Origin of the sequence: Streptomyces sp. NPDC020807 (genome assembly GCF_040641575.1) — a bacterium.
Lineage (GTDB): Bacteria > Actinomycetota > Actinomycetes > Streptomycetales > Streptomycetaceae > Streptomyces.
This window is the reverse complement of record NZ_JBFADU010000003.1, coordinates 96393-114099: the sequence shown is the minus strand read 5'-3', so window position 1 is coordinate 114099 and position 17707 is coordinate 96393. Positions and strand designations below refer to the sequence as shown.

Below are 17707 nucleotides of genomic sequence, written 5' to 3'. Positions count from 1 at the left end.
GTACGGGGGCGGCGGCCGTACCAGCCCGGGGGCGCGCGGGTTCGGAGGGCGTGCGGGGGCGGCGGCCGTACGAGCCCGGGGGCGCGGGCGGCGGGGGGCGTACGACGAAGGGCCCGTTCCCCTGCCGGAACGGGCCCCTGTCGGGAAGCGAGCGGGGCGGACGGGCCGCCCCCGCTCACATGAGGTCTTCGATCTCCGCGGCGATCGGGTCGGCGTCGGTGCCGATGACGACCTGGATGGCCGTGCCCATCTTCACGACACCGTGGGCACCGGCGGCCTTGAGGGCGGCCTCGTCGACCTTCGACGCGTCGACGACCTCGGTGCGCAGGCGGGTGATGCAGCCCTCGACCTCTTCGATGTTGTCGATGCCGCCGAGCCCGGCGATGATCTTCTCAGCCTTGCTGGCCATGCGTTTCTCCCTGTCCGTTCTGTTCGCGCGGGCGCGAATCTCGGCGCACCTGAGGTCTCACCTGAGGTCCGCTTTGTCACCGTAACCCACGGTTGGCCCAACTATGCGCGCGACTGCCGCCGTTCTGCCGAATGATGACGATCACCGGCGGCCTGTCCTCAGCGGGCCCCCGAAGGCTACCGCAACTGGTCTACACCAGTGTGCAACGGAACGCGGACCCGGCTTGTTCCGGGCAGGGAGGACGCCGATGAGTACCAGCAGCGCCGCGGCGGCGCCGAAGAAATCCGCCTGGAACGGACTCTTCCAAGGCCTCCAGAAGATGGGGCGCAGCCTCCAGCTCCCCATCGCCGTACTGCCGGCCGCGGGCATCCTCAACCGGCTGGGCCAACCGGACGTCTTCGGCGCCGACGGCCTGGGCTGGAACAACATCGCCAAGGTCTTCGCGGCGGCGGGCGGCGCGCTGCTCGACTCCAACCTCGGTCTGCCGCTCCTCTTCTGCATCGGCGTCGCGATCGGCATGGCGAAGAAGGCGGACGGCTCGACGGCGCTCGCCGCCGTCGCCGGCTTCCTCGTCTACTACGCGGTGCTCCGCGCCTTCCCCGAGGACTGCGTGCCCGGCGCGAACTTCTCGGGCGCCGGCATGTGGAGCGGTCTGTGCGTGGCGGAGGACGGGACGTCCAGTCAGGCGGCGTACCAGAACCCCGGCGTCTTCGGCGGCATCGTGATGGGCCTGCTGTCGGCCTGGTTCTGGCAGCGGTACCACCGCGTGAAGCTGGTCGACTGGCTCGGCTTCTTCAACGGCCGCCGTCTCGTCCCGATCATCATGGCCTTCGTGGGCCTGCTCTTCGCCGGGCTCTGCGTCTGGATCTGGCCGCCGATCGGTGACGCCCTGACCAGCTTCTCGGAGTGGCTGGTGGACCTCGGTTCGGGCGGTTCGGGCATCTTCGGCGTCGCCAACCGCGCACTGCTCGTGGTCGGCCTGCACCAGTTCCTGAACACCTTCGTCTGGTTCCAGTTCGGCGACTACACGAAGCCGGACGGCACGATCGTCCACGGTGACATCAACCGCTTCCTCGCGGGCGACCCGACGGCCGGCCAGTTCACCTCGGGCTTCTTCCCGATCATGATGTTCGCCCTCCCGGCGGCGGCGCTCGCGATCTACCACTGCGCGAAGCCGCACCGGAAGAAGGTGGTCGGCGGCATGATGCTGTCGGTCGGCCTGACCTCGTTCGTCACCGGCATCACCGAGCCGATCGAGTACTCGTTCCTCTTCATCGCCCCGGTGCTGTACGCGATCCACGCGGTGCTGACCGGTGTCTCGATGGCGGTGACGTGGGGGCTCGGCGTCAAGGACGGCTTCAGCTTCTCGGCCGGTCTGATCGACTACGTGATCAACTGGAGCCTCGCGACGAAGCCATGGATGATCATTCCGATCGGTCTCGCCTTCGCGGTCGTGTACTACGCGATCTTCGTGTTCGCGATCAAGAAGTTCAACCTCCAGACGCCGGGCCGCGAGCCCGACGAGGTGGAGGACGAGATCGAGCGGGAGAACGTGAAGTAGCGCCGCTCCCAGGGCTCCCGACCCTGTCCGTTTCGGGGCTTTAGACCCCTCCGTAAGCCCCTCATGAGGCCCCTGGACCTGACGGTCCGGGGGCCTTATGTCGTGCATTTCCGGCTATGGCTCGGACCACAAAATTCGCAGGTTCCTTATCTAAGTCTCACGTGCTAAAACTGGTCTACACCACTGATTGGTGTAGACCACGCGGTCCAGACCACCGCGTTCCACGAGACGTCGCCTCCCCCCGTGTTCATGTCCCTGGCGGCGCCTTGCCTTACTGGAGGAAGTTGATGAGTACGGCCACCGCCCAGGCCGCGGCTCCCGCGAAGAAGCGTGGATCCGGCCTGTTCCAGGGCCTGCAGAAGGTCGGTCGCAGCCTGCAGCTGCCGATCGCCGTTCTGCCGGCCGCGGGTATTCTGCTCCGTCTCGGCCAGCCCGACGTCTTCGGTGCCGACGGCCTCGCCTGGGGCAAGGTCGCGTCGGTCTTCGCCACCGCCGGTGGCGCGGTCTTCGACAACCTGCCCCTGCTCTTCTGCATCGGTGTCGCCATCGGCTTCGCCAAGAAGGCGGACGGCTCGACCGCTCTGGCCGCGCTCGTCGGCTTCCTGGTCTACAGCAACGTGCTGAAGGCCTTCCCGGTCACCGAGGCGGTCATCAACACGACCGCCAACAAGGGTGTCGACGTCGCCGCGACGTACAACAACCCCGGTGTCCTCGGCGGCATCATCATGGGTCTGCTCTCCGCGGTCCTGTGGCAGAAGTTCCACCGCACCAAGCTGGTCGACTGGCTCGGCTTCTTCAACGGCCGCCGTCTCGTCCCGATCATCATGGCCTTCGTCGGCACCGCCGTCGGCGTCGTCTTCGGCCTGGTCTGGGAGCCGATCGGCGAGGGCATCTCCAGCTTCGGCGAGTGGATGACCGGCCTCGGCTCCGGTGGCGCCGGCCTCTTCGGCCTCATCAACCGCGGTCTGCTCCCCGTCGGCATGCACCAGTTCGTGAACTCCGTCGCCTGGTTCCAGATCGGCGACTTCACCAACGCGGCCGGCGACGTCGTCCACGGCGACCTGACCCGCTTCTTCGCCGGTGACCCGAGCGCCGGAATGTTCATGACCGGCTTCTTCCCGATCATGATGTTCGGCCTCCCGGCCGCCGCCCTGGCCATCGCCCACGCCGCTCGCCCCGAGCGCCGCAAGGCCGTCCTCGGCATGATGCTCTCGCTCGCGCTGACCTCCTTCGTCACCGGTATCACCGAGCCGATCGAGTTCACCTTCATGTTCATCGCGCCGGTCCTCTACGCGATCCACGCGGTCCTGACCGCCGTCTCGATGGCCGTCACCTGGGCGTTCGGCGTCCACACCGGCTTCACCTTCTCCGCAGGTGCGATCGACTACCTGCTGAACTGGAACCTCGCGACCAAGCCCTGGCTGATCATCCCGATCGGCCTCGTCTTCGCGGCGATCTACTACGTGGTCTTCCGCTTCGCGATCACCAAGTTCAACCTCACCACCCCGGGCCGCGAGCCCGAGGAGGAGATCGAGGACCTCACCAAGGCGTGAGTCCCACCCGCAGCAAGGGGGAAGGCCCCGGAACCGATCAGGTTCCGGGGCCTTCCCCCTTGGTCGTACCGGCCGGGCTCAGACCTCGTACACCGCGCCCGGCCGCGCCAGCTCCGCCGGTCCCGCGTACACCTCGCGCGCGTCCTGGAGGTTCCGCTCGCCGTCCGTCCACGGCGGGATGTGGGTGAGGACGAGCCGCCCCGCCCGCGACCGCTCCGCCTGCGCCCCGGCCTCCCGGCCGTTGAGGTGGAGGTCCGGGATGTCCTCCTTGCCGTGGGTGAAGGAGGCCTCGCAGAGGAAGAGGTCGGTGCCCTCGGCGAGGTCGTCGAGGGCCTCGCAGACCCCGGTGTCCCCGGAGTACGTGAGCGAGCGCCCGCCGTGCTCGACGCGGATGCCGTACGCCTCCACGGGGTGCGCGACCTTCTGCGTACGGACCGAGAAGGGGCCGATCTCGAAGGAGCCCGAGGTCAGCGTGCGGAAGTCGAAGACCTCGCTCATGGAGGAGGGTGACGGTGTGTCCGCGTACGCCGTGGTCAGCCGCTGCTCGGCGCCCTCGGGGGCGTACACCGGGATCGCGGGGCAGCGTCCGCCCTCGTGGCGGTAGTAACGGGCGACGAAGTAGCCGCACATGTCGATGCAGTGGTCCGCGTGCAGATGGCTGAGGAAGATCGCGTCGAGGTCGTACAGACCGATGTGCCGTTGCAGCTCGCCGAGGGCGCCGTTGCCCATGTCGAGGAGCAACCGGAAGCCGTCGGCCTCGACGAGGTAGCTCGAGCAGGCCGAATCCGCGGACGGGAACGACCCGGAGCAACCGACGACGGTGAGCTTCATGGAGCGTGAACCTCCGGGACGGGTGCGGGAAACGCGCTGAGGGAGGGGGAGGCTGTGCGGTCAGTCGAGCGTAAGGCGCACTCGGGCCTGTCGCTCCTTCGTGGCGGCCCGTTGTGGGCGAACTCACGGGCTCTGTCACCGGTTCGGATGGATGGCGAGGCGTCACGGCGAAGTGGGCCGCGCGCGGGTACCGTCTTGCGGTATGGACACGTCATGGTGGCCCGCGCTGGTCGCGGTCGTGGTGATCGCGCTGGTGGTGGCGGTCGCCGACGGGTGGAAGCGGTCCTCGCGCCGCCGGCCTTCGGGGCGGCCCTCGGGCCGGCCGTCGGGGCGGACCCGGCCGCAGCGGAGGCCGCCGGGTCGGCCGGAAGGGCCGCGGAAGGGTCCCGCCCGGCCGGGACGGCAGCCGAAGGCGGGCGAGATCTGGTGGGCCGACGTGCCCTTCGAGGACGGTCCGGGGTCGAAGGACCGGCCGTGCCTGGTCCTGGCGCTGCACGGCGACCACGCGCTCGTCGCCAAGATCACCAGCAAGTACCACGACGAGCGGCCGGGCGTGATCCCGCTGCCGCCGGGCGCGGTCGGTGACGCGCAGGGGCGGCCGAGCTTCCTGGAGACGGACGAGCTGCGGGAGGTTCCCGTGGCGGACTTCCGCCGGAGAGTGGGAGAGGCGGACCCGGTCGTCTGGGACCAGGTCCGCCATCTCGCGCGGTGATCTGCGGTTGTGCGGTGATCTTCGGTACGGAGGAGGGGGCTCAGGCCCAGAGCTGGTCCTGGACCGCCGCGATCGCTTCCTCCGTGGTCGCCGCCGTGTAGAGGCCGGTCGACAGGTACTTCCAGCCGCCGTCGGCGACGACGAACGCGATGTCCGCGCTCTCCCCCGCCTTGACCGCCTTGTTGCCGACGCCGATGGCCGCGTGCAGGGCCGCGCCGGTCGAGACGCCCGCGAAGATGCCCTCCTGCTGGAGGAGTTCGCGGGTACGGGTGACCGCGTCGGCCGAGCCGACCGAGAAGCGGGTCGTGAGGACCGATGCGTCGTACAGCTCCGGCACGAAGCCCTCGTCGAGGTTCCGCAGGCCGTACACGAGGTCGTCGTAGCGCGGCTCGGCGGCGACGATCCTCACGTCCGGCTTCTGCTCGCGCAGGTACCGGCCGACGCCCATGAGCGTCCCCGTCGTGCCGAGACCGGCGACGAAGTGGGTGATCGACGGGAGGTCGGCGAGGAGCTCGGGGCCCGTGGTGGCGTAGTGGGCGCCCGCGTTGTCCGGGTTGCCGTACTGGTAGAGCATCACCCAGTCCGGGTGCTCGGCGGAGAGCTCCTTGGCGACCCGTACCGCCGTGTTCGACCCGCCCGCCGCGGGGGACGAGATGATCTCGGCGCCCCACATGGCGAGCAGCTGGCGCCGCTCCTCGCTGGTGTTCTCGGGCATGACGCAGACGATGCGGTAGCCCTTGAGCTTGGCGGCCATGGCCAGCGAGATGCCGGTGTTGCCGCTGGTCGGCTCCAGGATGGTGCAGCCGGGGGTGAGCCGGCCGTCCTTCTCGGCCTGCTCGATCATGTGGAGCGCGGGGCGGTCCTTGACCGAGCCGGTCGGGTTGCGGTCCTCCAGCTTCGCCCAGATGCGGACGTCGTCCGAGGGCGAGAGCCGGGGAAGCCGGACCAGCGGGGTGTTGCCGACCGCCGCCAGCGGGGAGTCGTAGCGCATGCGGATCAGACCATGCCACCGGCGACGGCCGGCAGGATCGTGACGCTGTCGCCGTCGGAGAGCTTCGTCTCGATGCCGTCGAGGAAGCGGACGTCCTCGTCGTTCAGGTAGACGTTGACGAAGCGGCGGAGCTTGCCGTCGTCGACGATGCGGGCCTCGATCCCGTTGTGGCGGGACTCCAGGTCGGCGAAGAGCTCGGCGAGGGTGCCACCGCTGCCCTGGACGGCCTTCTCGCCGTCGGTGTAGGTGCGGAGGATGGTCGGGATGCGGACCTCGATGGCCATGGCGTGGGCTCCTGAAGGGAAGTGGCGTGATGGGCGCGCTTCTGTGGCCCCGCGCGGAGGGGGTCGTACGGTGAGGGGCGCTCGGCGGGTCGCTCAGAGCGCAGCGCGGGACGGACACATCGCGCTGGCGAGGCGGCCCAGGTCGACGTGGAGGCGCGCCACGAGCAGGGCGCTGCTCGGCATCTGTTCGCTCACGTCGTGGGAAACCATGGGCTCATCGTATCGATTCCCGGTCCGGGTTTCGGAATGTGATCTCACATGATGGAAGATCCGCGCTCGCCTGTCGGACCGTTCCTAGGCGTACGCCTCGACGACCTCGACCTCCTCCTCGGTGACCACGCCGTCGACGATCGAGAAGGAACGGAACTGGAAGGGTCCTGCGCCGTCGGTGTCGGCGGTGGAGACCAGGACGTAGTGGGCCTGGGGCTCGTTGGCGTACGTGATGTCGGTGCGCGACGGGTAGGCCTCGGTGGCGGTGTGCGAGTGGTAGACGATCACGGGCTCCTCGTCCCGGTCGTCCATGTCGCGGTAGAGCTTGAGCAGGTCCGCGGAGTCGAACTCGTAGAAGGTGGGCGAGCGGGCGGCGTTCAGCATGGGGATGAAGCGCTCGGGGCGGCCGCTGCCGACCGGACCCGCGACCACGCCGCAGGCCTCGTCGGGGTGGTCGGCGCGGGAGTGTTCCACGATCTGGTCGAACAGGGCCCGGGTGATGGTCAGCATGCCGACAGGATAAACAGACGGGCCGTCTCGTACCGAGGATTGGTACGAGACGGCCCGAATGCTGAGACCTTGCAGGTCAGGGGCGTATCGAGTGCGTCCGGAGGATCAGGAGCGTCAGGAGCGCTTGGCGAAGGCGGCGCCCTCGGGGTTGCGGGCCTTGAGCACCAGGTAGGAGACGGCGAGGACCAGGCCCCAGACCGGCGCGCCGTACAGCGCGACCCGGTTGCCGGCGTCCATGCCCATGGTCACGAGGACCATGGCGAGGAAGGCCAGGGCGAAGGCGCTGAGCCAGATGCCGCCGGGCGCCTTGAAGGAGGACTCGGGGAGCTCGCCGCGGTCGGCCTTGGCGCGGTAGCGGATGTGGCAGACGAGGATGGCGATCCAGGCCCACATGCCGGAGATGGTCGCGAAGGAGACGACGTAGTTGAAGGCGTCGCCCGGCCACTGGTAGTTGATCCAGACGCCGACCATCATCAGCGCGGCGGAGACCGTGGTGCCGATGAGCGGGGTGCCGGAGCGGGTCAGCTTCGTGAAGACCTTGGGGCCCTGGCCGTTGAGCGCGAGGTCGCGCAGCATGCGGCCGGTGGAGTACATGCCCGAGTTGCAGGAGGAGAGCGCGGCCGTCAGGACGACGAAGTTGACGATCGCGGCGCCGACGCCGAGGCCCATCTTCTCGAAGGCCGCGACGAACGGGGAGACGCCCGGCTGGAACTCGGTCCACGGGACGACCGACAGGATCATGATCAGCGCGCCGACGTAGAAGACGGCGATGCGCCACGGCACGGTGTTGATCGCCTTCGGCAGGACCGTCTTCGGGTCCTTGGACTCGCCGGCGGTGACGCCGACGAGCTCGACGGCGAGGAAGGCGAACATGACCATCTGGAGGGTCATGAGGGTGGAGAGGATGCCGTCCTCGCCTGCGAAGAAGCCGCCGAGGTCCCACAGGTGGGTGACGGAGGCGGTGTCGCCCGCGTCGGAGAAGCCGAGGGTCAGGATGCCGGCGCAGATGAGGATCATGCCGATGATCGCGGTGACCTTGACCATCGAGAACCAGAACTCGAGCTCACCGAAGAGCTTCACCGAGATCAGGTTGGCGCCGTAGAGGATGACCGTGAAGACGAGGGCCGAGATCCACTGCGGGATGTCCCACCAGTAGGTCATGTAGGTGGCCGCGGCGGTGACCTCGGTGATGCCGGTGACGACCCAGAAGAGCCAGTACGTCCATCCGGTCACGAAGCCGGCGAAGGGGCCCATGAACTCGCGGGCGTACTCGGAGAAGGAGCCCGAGACCGGGCGGTACATGAGGAGCTCGCCGAGCGCCCGCATGATGAAGAAGATCACGAGGCCGGCGACGGCGTACGCCAGGATCAGGCTCGGTCCCGCGATGGAGATGCCCTTGCCGGCGCCCAGGAAGAGGCCGGTGCCGATCGCTCCGCCGATGGCGATCATCTGGATCTGCCGGGCGCCGAGTGCCCGGTGGTAACCCTCGCCCGGGACCTCGCCGGTCGCGTCGGGCTGCTTGTCGTCGACCCTCAGAGAGGTCATGGTCGTGCGCCTTTCTCCACACCGATCCGCGCGACTGCGAGTGCGTCTGCCGCGGATCAGATCCTGATCCCCCCGGATATGGATGGAGTGCCACCGGCGGTCAGCCGGTCAAAGCGCCCTCGGGAACAGGGGTGGCGTCCCCGAGCGGTCGTGAAGATGTATCACGCCCCACGGGGTGGCAAATGTGCGCAAAAGGGACTTAATGGAGAAGAGTGACAGCCTGATGACGCATTCGTTATCCGGATTTGAGCGTCCGCTGAGCGAACGTCCGCGCCTACGGCATCAGCGTGCCGACGAGCGACTCCTGGAGCGCCCCCAGCCAGAGGTACGCCATCACCATCGGCTTGCGCGGGTCGGAGTCCGGCAGCCGGTACAGCCGCTCGCTCTCCTCGTCGTCCTGGATGTCCAGGCGGGTCCCGATGGTCAGCCGGAGGTCGTTGAGCGCGCCGAGCCAGGCCCGGGACTCGTCCGGGGTCAGCTTCAGGACGGCCCCGCCCTCGCCCGCCGAGGCGCCGGAGAGCTCGTCGAGCGCGCGGACGACCGTGAGCGCGTCCGTCCGCTTGCGGGCCCGCAGGTCGTTCTCGGTGAAGCGGCGGAAGTCGGAGGCCGCCGCCCGGAGGTCCTCGCTCTCGTCCCCGTACGCGTCGGGGAAGAGGCGCCGCAGGGCCGGGTCGGACGGGGGCTCGGAGGGGCCCTCGGCGAAGAGCGCGGCCAGTGGGTCGGCGTCGGCGTCGGGCTCGTCGCCCGGGCCGATCAGCTCCATGAGCTGCACGGAGAGGGAGCGGAGGATGGAGATCTCGACCTCGTCGAGCGCGACGGCCGCCCCGCCGCCGGGCAGGGACTCGAACTGGCCGGCCATCAGAAGCGGTCCTGGGAGAGCGTCGCCCACAGCCCGTAGCCGTGCATGGCCTGCACGTCCCGTTCCATCTCCTCGCGGGTGCCGCTGGAGACCACCGCGCGGCCCTTGTTGTGCACGTCGAGCATCAGCTTGTGCGCCTTGTCCTTGGAGTAGCCGAAGTACGACTGGAACACGTACTCCACGTAGCTCATCAGGTTGACCGGGTCGTTGTGCACGAGGGTCACCCACGGCACGTCGGGTTCGACGACGGCGGAGACCTCCTCGGCCGATTCCGTACGTTCGATCTCAATAGGCGCGACGCTCACTCAGCCCATGTTGTCACCCCTGGGGGCCCGCCGCACAAACGGGGGCTCGCCCCGCCGGGAACGCGGGCGCACCACTATTCGTCAAACTGACGATTTCTGCGCTAGCATCCTTGCCATGAACGCTGCGGACCTTGGGCTGCCGGTGGACGTGCCGTCGACCGCGCTCTTCACCGATCAGTACGAGCTGACCATGCTCCAGGCGGCCCTGAGGGCCGGAACCGCCGACCGGCGCTCCGTCTTCGAGGTCTTCACCCGCCGGCTGCCCGAGGGCCGCCGGTACGGCGTCCTCGCGGGCGTCGGCCGGGTCCTGGACGCCGTCGAGAACTTCCGATTCGACCCCGCCGTCCTCGGCTTCCTGCGCGAGCGGGGCATCGTCGACGAGCCGACCCTGGAGTGGCTGGCCGGATACCGCTTCTCCGGCGACATCTGGGGCTACCCCGAGGGCGAGGTGTACTTCCCCGGCTCGCCCGTGCTGCGCGTCGAGGGCTCCTTCGCGGAGTGCGTGCTCCTGGAGACGGTGATCCTCTCGATCCTCAACCACGACTCGGCCATCGCCGCCGCCGCCTCCCGCATGTCGGCGGCCGCCGGCGGCCGCCGCCTCATCGAGATGGGAGCCCGGCGCACCCACGAGCTCGCGGCCGTCGCCTCGGCCCGTGCCGCGTACGTCGGCGGTTTCGACTCCACCTCGGACCTCGCGGCCGGCTTCCGGTACGGCATCCCGACCGTCGGGACCTCCGCGCACGCCTTCACCCTGCTCCACGACAGCGAGCGGGACGCCTTCCGCGCCCAGGTCGACTCGCTGGGCCGGGGTACGACCCTGCTCGTCGACACCTACGACGTGACCGAGGCGGTCAGGACCGCCGTCGAGATCGCCGGCCCCGAGCTCGGAGCCGTACGGATCGACTCGGGCGACCTGCTCCTCGTGGCCCACCGGGTCCGGGCGCAGCTGGACGAGCTCGGCGCGCGGGACACGCGGATCGTGGTCACCTCGGACCTCGACGAGTACGCCATCGCCTCGCTGGCGGCGGCGCCGGTCGACGCGTACGGGGTGGGGACGCAGCTGGTGACCGGCAGCGGCCACCCGACCTGCTCCATGGTCTACAAGCTCGTCGCGCGGGCCGCCTCCGCCGACCCGAAGGCGCCCCTGGTGCCGGTCGCGAAGAAGTCCCTGGGCGGCAAGGCCTCGGTCGGCGGCCGCAAGTGGGCGGCCCGGCGCCGGGACGCGTCCGGGGCCGCCGAGGCGGAGGTCGTGGGCACGGGACCGGTCCCGCCGGAGCTCGCCGACCACCAGCTCCTCGTCGAGCTGGTCAAGGGCGGCGACGTGGTGGCCAGGGAGCCCCTCGAAGCCGCGCGGGCCCGGCACATCGCGGCCCGCGCCGGGCTGCCGATGTCGGCGATCCAGCTCTCCCGGGGCGAGCCGGTGCTGCCGACGGAGTACATCTGAGGCTTCGGACGCCCCCTCCCGCCGGGAGGGGGAAGTCTCTAGGCTCGATCTCGCCCCTTTCCCCCGCCGACGCGCTAAGGACACCCGCCATGCACCGCGCATTGATCGTTGTGGACGTTCAGAACGACTTCTGCGAGGGCGGCAGCCTCGCGGTGACCGGCGGCGCGGACGTCGCCGCCGCCATCACCGACCTGGTCGGCCAGGCCGCGGGCAGCGCGTACCGACACGTGGTGGCCACCCGTGACCACCACGTCGACCCGGGCGCGCACTTCGCGCAGCAGGGCGAGGCCCCCGACTACGTCTCCTCCTGGCCGGCCCACTGCGTGGCCGGCACGGAGGGCGTCGGCTTCCACCCGAACTTCGCGCCGGCCGTCGCCAGCGGCGCGATCGACGCCGTCTTCGACAAGGGCGCCTACGAGGCCGCGTACAGCGGTTTCGAGGGCCTCGACGAGAACGGCACGACGCTCGCGCGGTGGCTGCGCGAGCGGGAGGTCACCGAGGTCGACGTCGTCGGCATCGCCACCGACCACTGCGTCCGCGCCACCGCGCTCGACGCCGCACGCGAGGGCTTCCGCACCCACGTCCTGCTCGACCTGACGGCCGGCGTCGCGCGGGAGACCACGGACAGGGCCCTGGAGGAGCTCCGCGCGGCGGGCGTCGAGCTCACGGGCAGCCCCGTGGTGGCGTAGCCGGGGTCAGGCCGCCGGTTCCCTCGGCAGGGACCGTACGGGGTGCCAGAGCTCCTGGGCCGCGCCCGGGGTGGACTTCCACAGGAGGCCGTCCGGGTGGTGCAGGACGGCCGTGATCTCGTCCGGGGTCGGCGGCTCGCTGTTGCCGCGGAGGTAGACCGCCCGGAGGCCCAGGTTCCGGAGCCTGGTCAGGGCTCGGGCCCGGTTCGCCGCGTGGACCAGGAAGCGGACCGAACCGCCGTCGCGGGCCGGACTCGGGAGCCCTATCGCGACGACCACGCTGCCGCCAGGCAGCTTGCAGAACCCTCCGTTGGGCATGCGGAACCACTCCCCCGTGGATCAGATGTCAATAAGAACCGCGTCAGACGCACCTAAACACGATCGGCCGCCGCCCGCTAGAGGGCGACGGCCGATCATGGTTTGACCTGCGGTTTTGCTAATTACTTGGTCGAGGGACCGACCTGAACCGTGATCGTCTGGCCATCCTTCGGCTCCTTGACGACCTGGATCTTGGTGTTGGTGTCAGTTACCTGGACACCCGCGCGCTCGGTCTCCTTGAACCAGTACGTGCCCTTGCGGTCGTCGAAGGTCGGGTTGCCGGCCTGCGACGGGACCCACGTCGGGTTGCCGAGCTTGTGCAGCTGGAAACCGTCGGTGCGGGAGAGGCTGAACGGGGCGTCGTACGACTGCACGCGGTTGCGCATGAGCGTGCCGTCCGTCCACTTCAGCGGGCTCGGGTGGGCGTCGATCGGGAGGACGCGGCCCACACCGGGGTGCTTGGAGGTGTTGTTGTCCTTCTGGGACAGGTCCCACTTCCAGATGAGCAGACCGTTCTGGTACGGGTAGTGCTCGACCCAGCTCGCCTTGTCACCCGTGAAACCGAAGTTGTACGGGCCGACCTTGAGGGTCTTGTCGTACGAGACGTACTGGCGGTTCTCCGCGAGGTAGTACTGCTCGTACTCCTTCGTGAAGCCCTTCCCGACGCGCGAGAAGCCCTTCGCGACCCAGCCGTTGTCGCCGTTCTCGGCGCCGTCGGACAGGACGGCCGCACCGTCGGCGGTCACCGTGATGGCGTCGGCGGTGAAGCCCTTGCCGCCCGCGCCGCCGTCCGTCTGGTAGCGGAAGCGGAGGTCGAACTTCTTGCCCGCGTAAGCGTTCAGGCCGTAGACCAGCTTCTGGTGCGTGCCGGAGACGTCCGTCAGCGACGGGGCGCCGGAGGCGTCCTTCGGCAGGGCCACGCCGTTGGCGGTGCCGTCGAGGGCGGTCCAGTTGGCGCCGCCGTCGGTGGAGACCTCCGCGTAGAGGAAGTCGTAGCCCTTCTCGATGTCCCACCAACCCTGGAGCTCCAGGGAGGCCGAGGACTTGCCCGTCAGGTCGACGGAGCGCGTCAGGGTGTTCTTGAGGTCGTCACCCATGTCGCTCCACCACTGGGTGGCGCCCTCGGCGGGGGGCACGATCTCGGTGGTGACGGCCTTCTTCGGCAGCTCGACGACGAGCGCCTGCGGGTTCTTGGTGTTGTACTCCGCGACGCCCAGCTTGTGGGTCGTCTTGGTGCCGCGCTGCCAGTCGCTGACCTTGGCGTAGTTCAGCCAGCCGAGCTGGAGCTTGTCCCACGCGGTCATGTCGCCGGGCAGGTCGCCGATGGCGTCCTTGCCCTCGCCGAGCCACGAACCGGAGGACATGAGGGTCCAGAAGCCGGTCGAGTTCTCGCCACCGGAGGTGTCGTAGTGGTCCGGCAGGCCGAGGTCGTGGCCGTACTCGTGCGCGAAGACGCCGAGGCCGCCGTTCTCCGGCTGCATCGTGTAGTCGCCGACCCAGATGCCGGTGTCGCCGATCGGGGTGCCGCCGGCCTTGTTGTTCGACGGGCCGGTCTTGCCCGCGTCGGTGCCGTAGGCGTACCAGCGGTGGGCCCAGAGGGCGTCGCCGCCCTGCGCGCCGCCGCCGGCCGACTCGTCCTCGCCCGCGTGCACGAGCTGGAAGTGGTCGATGTAGCCGTCGGACTCGTTGAAGTTGCCGTCGCCGTCGAAGTCGTAGCGGTCCCACGCGTCGTACGTGGCGAGCTCGGCCTTGATCTGGGCGTCGGTCTTGCCCTTGGCCTTCTGGTCGGCGACCCAGGCGGTCACACCGTCGCGGACGGTGTCCCAGACGTTGTTGCAGTTGGAGTCGCCGCACCAGTTGGAGCCGTAACGGGCCTCGTTGTACGGGACCTTGACCCAGTCGGAGACCGTGCCGTCGACCGAGTAGCGGCCGGACGAGGTCTTCTCGTAGTAGGTCTTCAGGGACTCCTTGGGCTTGCCCTGGGCGTCCTTGCCGGTACCGAAGTACAGGTCCTGGAAGTGCTGCTGGTTGTAGTCCGCCTGCCAGGCCGTGGAGTTGTCGTTCGCGCGGTCGGGCTTGGCTATCGCGTTGTGCAGCGGGCCGGGCTCGCCACCGTACTTCGGCTTGAGGTCGGTGGTGTCGTCGTCGTCACGGTCGACCAGGGTGGTGGTGTCCACCTGGTCGCCGAACTCGACGAGGATCGTGAAGATCTTGTCGGTCTTCTCGCGGCCCAGCTCGACGTACTTCTTGTTGTCGAGCTTGACGACCTTGGAACCGTTGCGGTTCTCGACCTTGGACTCGCCGCTCAGGACCTGCTGGAGAGCCGCCTTGCGCTGCTGCTCCTCCTGGCCGGTGAACGGGCCCTCGAGGTCGTGGTCGACCGTCGTCTTGTCGACGGTCTGGATGCCTGCCGGCTCCACGTTGCCGTGGTCGACCGCCGTGGCGGTGGTGAAGGCCGAAGCGGTGGCGGCCGTGGCCGCGAGCGCCACGACGACTGCGGACGCTCGGAACGCCCGTCGAGTGTTGGTCACTTGGTGTAGTCCTCCCCGGCGCCCACGCCTCGGACCGAAGGTGGGGTGTCCGTCCGGCGGGTGCGCGCGTCACAAGTGACGACATTTGACCGGAGTGACGCCAGAAAAGACAGATCTTGACTTGCACAGGCCAACTGCACTATGCGGGAGTGGAATTCCGATAATCGGACACACTCCTGGCCTGGGCAGGCGCATCTCCCGGCGCGTGTGGCGGATTTCATGACGCCGTGCGCCCCTCGTGCCCCCGCACCCCGCACTCCCCTGGGTAAGGTCACGCTTACCGCCGGCACCACCCGGGCAGGGAACTCGTAGAGTCGCCCGCAGAGTCGCCCGTTGAGTCGGCCGGTCGGCCGGGAAGCCCGAGGGACGGATCAGTCATGCCGCGTCCGAACACCGCACAGCTCACCTACGGTTCGGCCACCGTCGTGCTCGCGACCGTCGCCCTGCTGCTGCTCTCCGGTACGACGACGCCCCTGGGAATCGCGGTGGTCTGTACCGCCGGGCTGCTGCTCGGAGTCCTCGTGGCGGTGACGATGCCGGTGCGCACCCGGCACGTCAAGCCCCCCGTACGCGAAGAGATCCGGGTACCGGCTCAGCGCGTGGGCGCGGGGAGCGACACCCGGATCTCTTCGTGACGTTTCGTCCGTAAGCTCCGGCTACTGCGCGGACTTCTACCGGGCCGCCGTGACGACCACCGTCTTCGCCGCCTTGTCGTGCAGGCCCTGCTTGTAGGGCTTGTCGACCAGGATCAGGATGAGCAGGATCAGCGGCCACAGGCAGGCGCAGCAGATCAGGGCGGGCAGCCACAGCACCGTGGCCCGCAGCAGCGACTGGCTCATCGGGGGCGTCGAGCCGTCGTTGAGCATCGCGACCCGGAGCTTCATCAGCTTCTTGCCGACGGTCTGCCCCGTCTGGGCCGTCATCACCGTGTCGTACGTGATGTACGCGACGATCGTGAGGAGCTGGAACACCAGCTGCCCGCCGCCGCTGAAGGTCACGGTGTCGCCGAGGTCGTCCTCGGACACCTTCTTGTAGATGTCGAACGGGATGCCGATGAGCGCGAGCGGGATCGCGATGATCAGCCAGTCGATCAGCCGGGCGAGGACGCGCCGGCCGGTCTCCGCGAGCGGCGGCATGCCGGCGAGCGGGTCCGTGCCGCCGAAGCCACCGCTGTAGCTCCCCCCGTACGGCGGCGGGGGCATGTTGTCGTACGGACTGCCGTACGGGTTACCGGGCGGCGGCCCGCCCGGCGGAGGTCCCGCGGGCGGCGGCCCGGCGGGCGGCGGCTGCCCGCCGGAGGGGGGTGTGGGCTCCTGCGGCCTCTTGAGGAACGGATCCTCCTCGGGCGGCTGGCCGGGCGGCGGCTGGTCGGTGCTCATGGGGGCAGTGCATCCCGGGAGCGGCGGCCCCGCAAAAGATCGTCCCCCGAACGGGGGACGGCTTCCGCGAACGGGGGACGGCTTCCGCGAACGGGTCAGCGGGCCACGAAGGTGCGGGCCGCCTTGTCGTGCCAGCACTGGCGCCAGGGCCGGTCGAAGAGGCACCACAGGACGTTGACGACACCGATCGCCAGCAGCCCGAGGAGGCTGTAGACGAGCCAGCGGCGGAGCGCTTTGCCGAACGAGGGCGGCTGGTGCGCCTCGATGTCTCGGACCTGGACGCCGCACAGCTTCTTGCCGAGCGTGCGGCCCCACTTGGCGGTGGGGAGCGCCTCGTACAGGACGCCGATGACGAGGAGGGCGGCGAGCACGATGCCGAACTGGACGGAGGTCGTCCCGTCCAGGAGCCAGACCTGCACGGTGGTGCCGGACTGCTTGGCCGCCTCGATCTTGCCGTCGATGTGGTCGAGCGCGGCCGTCACGAAGGGCACGGCGGCGGCGCCCACGAGGGCGCCCAGGACGACGGTGTCGATCAGCCGGGCGAGCAGCCGGCGGCCGAGCCCGGCGGGCCGGGCCGCGGCCTGCTCACGGGCCGCCTTCTGGAAGACGTCCTCGACGGGGGGCTTCCAGGGGACGACCGGCGGCTGCTGCTCCTGGGGCTGCGGCTGGGGCTGGGGCTGCTGGGCCCAGGAGGGAGTCTTCTGCGGTACGGGAGCGGGGGCCGGGGCCTGCTGGGCCGCGGGCTCGGGGGCCGGGACAGGCGCCGGGGCGGGCGCGGCGGCGGGGGCCGGCGCGGGGGCCGGGGCCGGCATGGGGGTCACCGGCATGCCGCCGAGGCGGGCGGCTCCGCCGGCGGCCCGGGGGTCCGGTGCGGGGGCGGGCGCGGGCGCCGGGGCCGGGGCCGGGGCGGGCGCCGGTGCGGGGGCGGGCGCCGGGGCCGCCGCACGGGGTTCGGCGGCCGGTTCCGTCGCGCCCGCGACGGGCCACTCCGCCGGAGTACGGGGGTCCGGCACGGACTGCGGCGCGGACTGCGGTGCGGACTGCGGTGCGGGCGCGCCCCAGGAGATCCTCTGGTCGCGCTCGCCGCCGAAGCCGCCCTGCCGGGAGGTGTCCGCCTGCCAGGCCGAGGAGGGCTCCGGCGTCGCGGTGCCCTCGTCGTCGAGGTCGTCGAAGAAGACCGGCCCGGTCTCCTCGACGGCGGGAACGGGCGCGGGGGCGGGGGCGGGTGCCGGGGCCGGGGCCGGAATCGGGGCCGGGGCCGGAAACGGAGCCGGGGCCGGAGCGGGCGCCGGGGCCGTGACCACCGGCGCGGGGGCCGGGCCGGGGGCCAGGATCGGGCCCGCGGGGATCGCCCCGGCGGGCGGGGTCGGTGTGCCCTCGCCGTCCTTGGGCGCGGGCCGGCTCGTGCCGGGCACCCAGGCGCCCCCGTTCCAGTACCGGATGTATCCGGGAATGGAGGGGTCCGGGTAGTACCCCGCCTGCGGTACTTCTCCGCCGCCTCCAGGAGGAGTAGCCACTGCCCCGACTCCGTTCAGTCACAACGCCTTTGATCCCACGGCCGCTCCCCCGGGCGTGC

At 70.1% G+C, this 17707-nt stretch carries 19 protein-coding genes; 6 read left to right on the top strand and 13 right to left on the bottom strand.

Features of this window, described 5'->3' with window-relative positions:
* Positions 1–175: 175 nt before the first annotated feature.
* Positions 176–448 (bottom strand): PTS glucose/sucrose transporter subunit IIB, encoded by a 273-nt coding sequence (locus tag AB0G79_RS06105; protein WP_360801827.1) that lies wholly within the window; start codon positions 446–448, stop codon positions 176–178.
* Positions 449–656: 208 nt separating this feature from the next.
* Here AB0G79_RS06105 and AB0G79_RS06100 point away from each other — a divergent pair, with 208 nt between their 5' ends.
* Both AB0G79_RS06100 and AB0G79_RS06095 read left to right on the top strand, forming a co-directional pair.
* A complete protein-coding gene (locus AB0G79_RS06100; RefSeq protein ID WP_360800857.1) occupies positions 657–1970 on the top strand; it encodes a PTS transporter subunit EIIC in 1314 nt (437 codons plus the stop codon).
* 287 nt (positions 1971–2257) lie between these two features.
* Complete coding sequence (locus tag AB0G79_RS06095) at positions 2258–3523, top strand: PTS transporter subunit EIIC (RefSeq protein WP_360800854.1); 1266 nt, start codon at positions 2258–2260, stop codon at positions 3521–3523.
* Positions 3524–3601: 78 nt separating this feature from the next.
* On the opposite strand, the gene AB0G79_RS06090 is transcribed toward AB0G79_RS06095, so the two are convergent.
* Entirely contained in the window at positions 3602–4354 is a 753-nt protein-coding gene (locus AB0G79_RS06090; protein ID WP_360800851.1) for an MBL fold metallo-hydrolase, read from the bottom strand.
* A 202-nt stretch (positions 4355–4556) separates the two neighbouring features.
* On the opposite strand from AB0G79_RS06090, the gene AB0G79_RS06085 reads away from it, so the two are divergent.
* A complete protein-coding gene (locus AB0G79_RS06085; protein ID WP_360800848.1) occupies positions 4557–5066 on the top strand; it encodes a type II toxin-antitoxin system PemK/MazF family toxin in 510 nt (169 codons plus the stop codon).
* A 40-nt stretch (positions 5067–5106) separates the two neighbouring features.
* Here AB0G79_RS06085 and AB0G79_RS06080 read toward each other — a convergent pair whose 3' ends face one another.
* The 7 genes from AB0G79_RS06080 to clpS form a co-directional block, all read right to left on the bottom strand.
* A complete protein-coding gene (locus AB0G79_RS06080) occupies positions 5107–6057 on the bottom strand; it encodes a cysteine synthase (protein WP_360800845.1) in 951 nt (316 codons plus the stop codon).
* Between the two features lie 5 nt (positions 6058–6062).
* Positions 6063–6341 carry a MoaD/ThiS family protein gene (locus tag AB0G79_RS06075; protein WP_360800842.1) on the bottom strand — a complete coding sequence of 93 codons (279 nt, stop codon included), beginning with the start codon at positions 6339–6341 and terminating at the stop codon, positions 6063–6065.
* Between the two features lie 93 nt (positions 6342–6434).
* The gene (locus AB0G79_RS06070; protein WP_360800839.1) at positions 6435–6551 is read right to left on the bottom strand and encodes a putative leader peptide; all 117 of its coding nucleotides are present in this window, start codon (positions 6549–6551) and stop codon (positions 6435–6437) included.
* 84 nt (positions 6552–6635) lie between these two features.
* Positions 6636–7061 carry a M67 family metallopeptidase gene (locus AB0G79_RS06065; RefSeq protein ID WP_360800837.1) on the bottom strand — a complete coding sequence of 142 codons (426 nt, stop codon included), beginning with the start codon at positions 7059–7061 and terminating at the stop codon, positions 6636–6638.
* Positions 7062–7175: 114 nt separating this feature from the next.
* Positions 7176–8606: an amino acid permease gene (locus AB0G79_RS06060; protein ID WP_360800834.1), complete on the bottom strand. Its 1431-nt coding sequence runs from the start codon at positions 8604–8606 to the stop codon at positions 7176–7178.
* 274 nt (positions 8607–8880) lie between these two features.
* Positions 8881–9465, bottom strand: coding sequence for a DUF2017 domain-containing protein (locus AB0G79_RS06055; protein ID WP_360800831.1), 585 nt, complete (start codon positions 9463–9465; stop codon positions 8881–8883).
* Entirely contained in the window at positions 9465–9770 is a 306-nt protein-coding gene (gene clpS / locus AB0G79_RS06050; RefSeq protein WP_041129438.1) for an ATP-dependent Clp protease adapter ClpS, read from the bottom strand. The genes AB0G79_RS06055 and clpS overlap by 1 nt, the downstream gene beginning before the upstream one ends.
* Before the next feature lie 115 nt (positions 9771–9885).
* On the opposite strand from clpS, the gene AB0G79_RS06045 reads away from it, so the two are divergent.
* Together AB0G79_RS06045 and AB0G79_RS06040 are read left to right on the top strand one after the other, a co-directional pair.
* Positions 9886–11214, top strand: coding sequence for a nicotinate phosphoribosyltransferase (locus AB0G79_RS06045; protein ID WP_360800828.1), 1329 nt, complete (start codon positions 9886–9888; stop codon positions 11212–11214).
* An 89-nt stretch (positions 11215–11303) separates the two neighbouring features.
* Positions 11304–11903 carry a nicotinamidase gene (locus AB0G79_RS06040; protein ID WP_360800825.1) on the top strand — a complete coding sequence of 200 codons (600 nt, stop codon included), beginning with the start codon at positions 11304–11306 and terminating at the stop codon, positions 11901–11903.
* A gap of 6 nt (positions 11904–11909) precedes the next feature.
* Here AB0G79_RS06040 and AB0G79_RS06035 read toward each other — a convergent pair whose 3' ends face one another.
* Positions 11910–12221, bottom strand: coding sequence for a hypothetical protein (locus tag AB0G79_RS06035; RefSeq protein ID WP_360800823.1), 312 nt, complete (start codon positions 12219–12221; stop codon positions 11910–11912).
* 122 nt (positions 12222–12343) lie between these two features.
* Entirely contained in the window at positions 12344–14752 is a 2409-nt protein-coding gene (locus AB0G79_RS06030; RefSeq protein ID WP_360800820.1) for an immune inhibitor A domain-containing protein, read from the bottom strand.
* Between the two features lie 377 nt (positions 14753–15129).
* Between AB0G79_RS06030 and AB0G79_RS06025 the strand changes: the two genes are divergently transcribed.
* On the top strand, positions 15130–15387 hold the full coding sequence (locus AB0G79_RS06025; RefSeq protein WP_360800817.1) for a hypothetical protein: 258 nt from the start codon (positions 15130–15132) through the stop codon (positions 15385–15387).
* 36 nt (positions 15388–15423) lie between these two features.
* Here AB0G79_RS06025 and AB0G79_RS06020 read toward each other — a convergent pair whose 3' ends face one another.
* A complete protein-coding gene (locus tag AB0G79_RS06020) occupies positions 15424–16131 on the bottom strand; it encodes an RDD family protein (protein WP_360800814.1) in 708 nt (235 codons plus the stop codon).
* Between the two features lie 95 nt (positions 16132–16226).
* Positions 16227–17648: an RDD family protein gene (locus AB0G79_RS06015; RefSeq protein ID WP_360800811.1), complete on the bottom strand. Its 1422-nt coding sequence runs from the start codon at positions 17646–17648 to the stop codon at positions 16227–16229.
* Between the last annotated feature and the right edge of the window lie 59 nt (positions 17649–17707).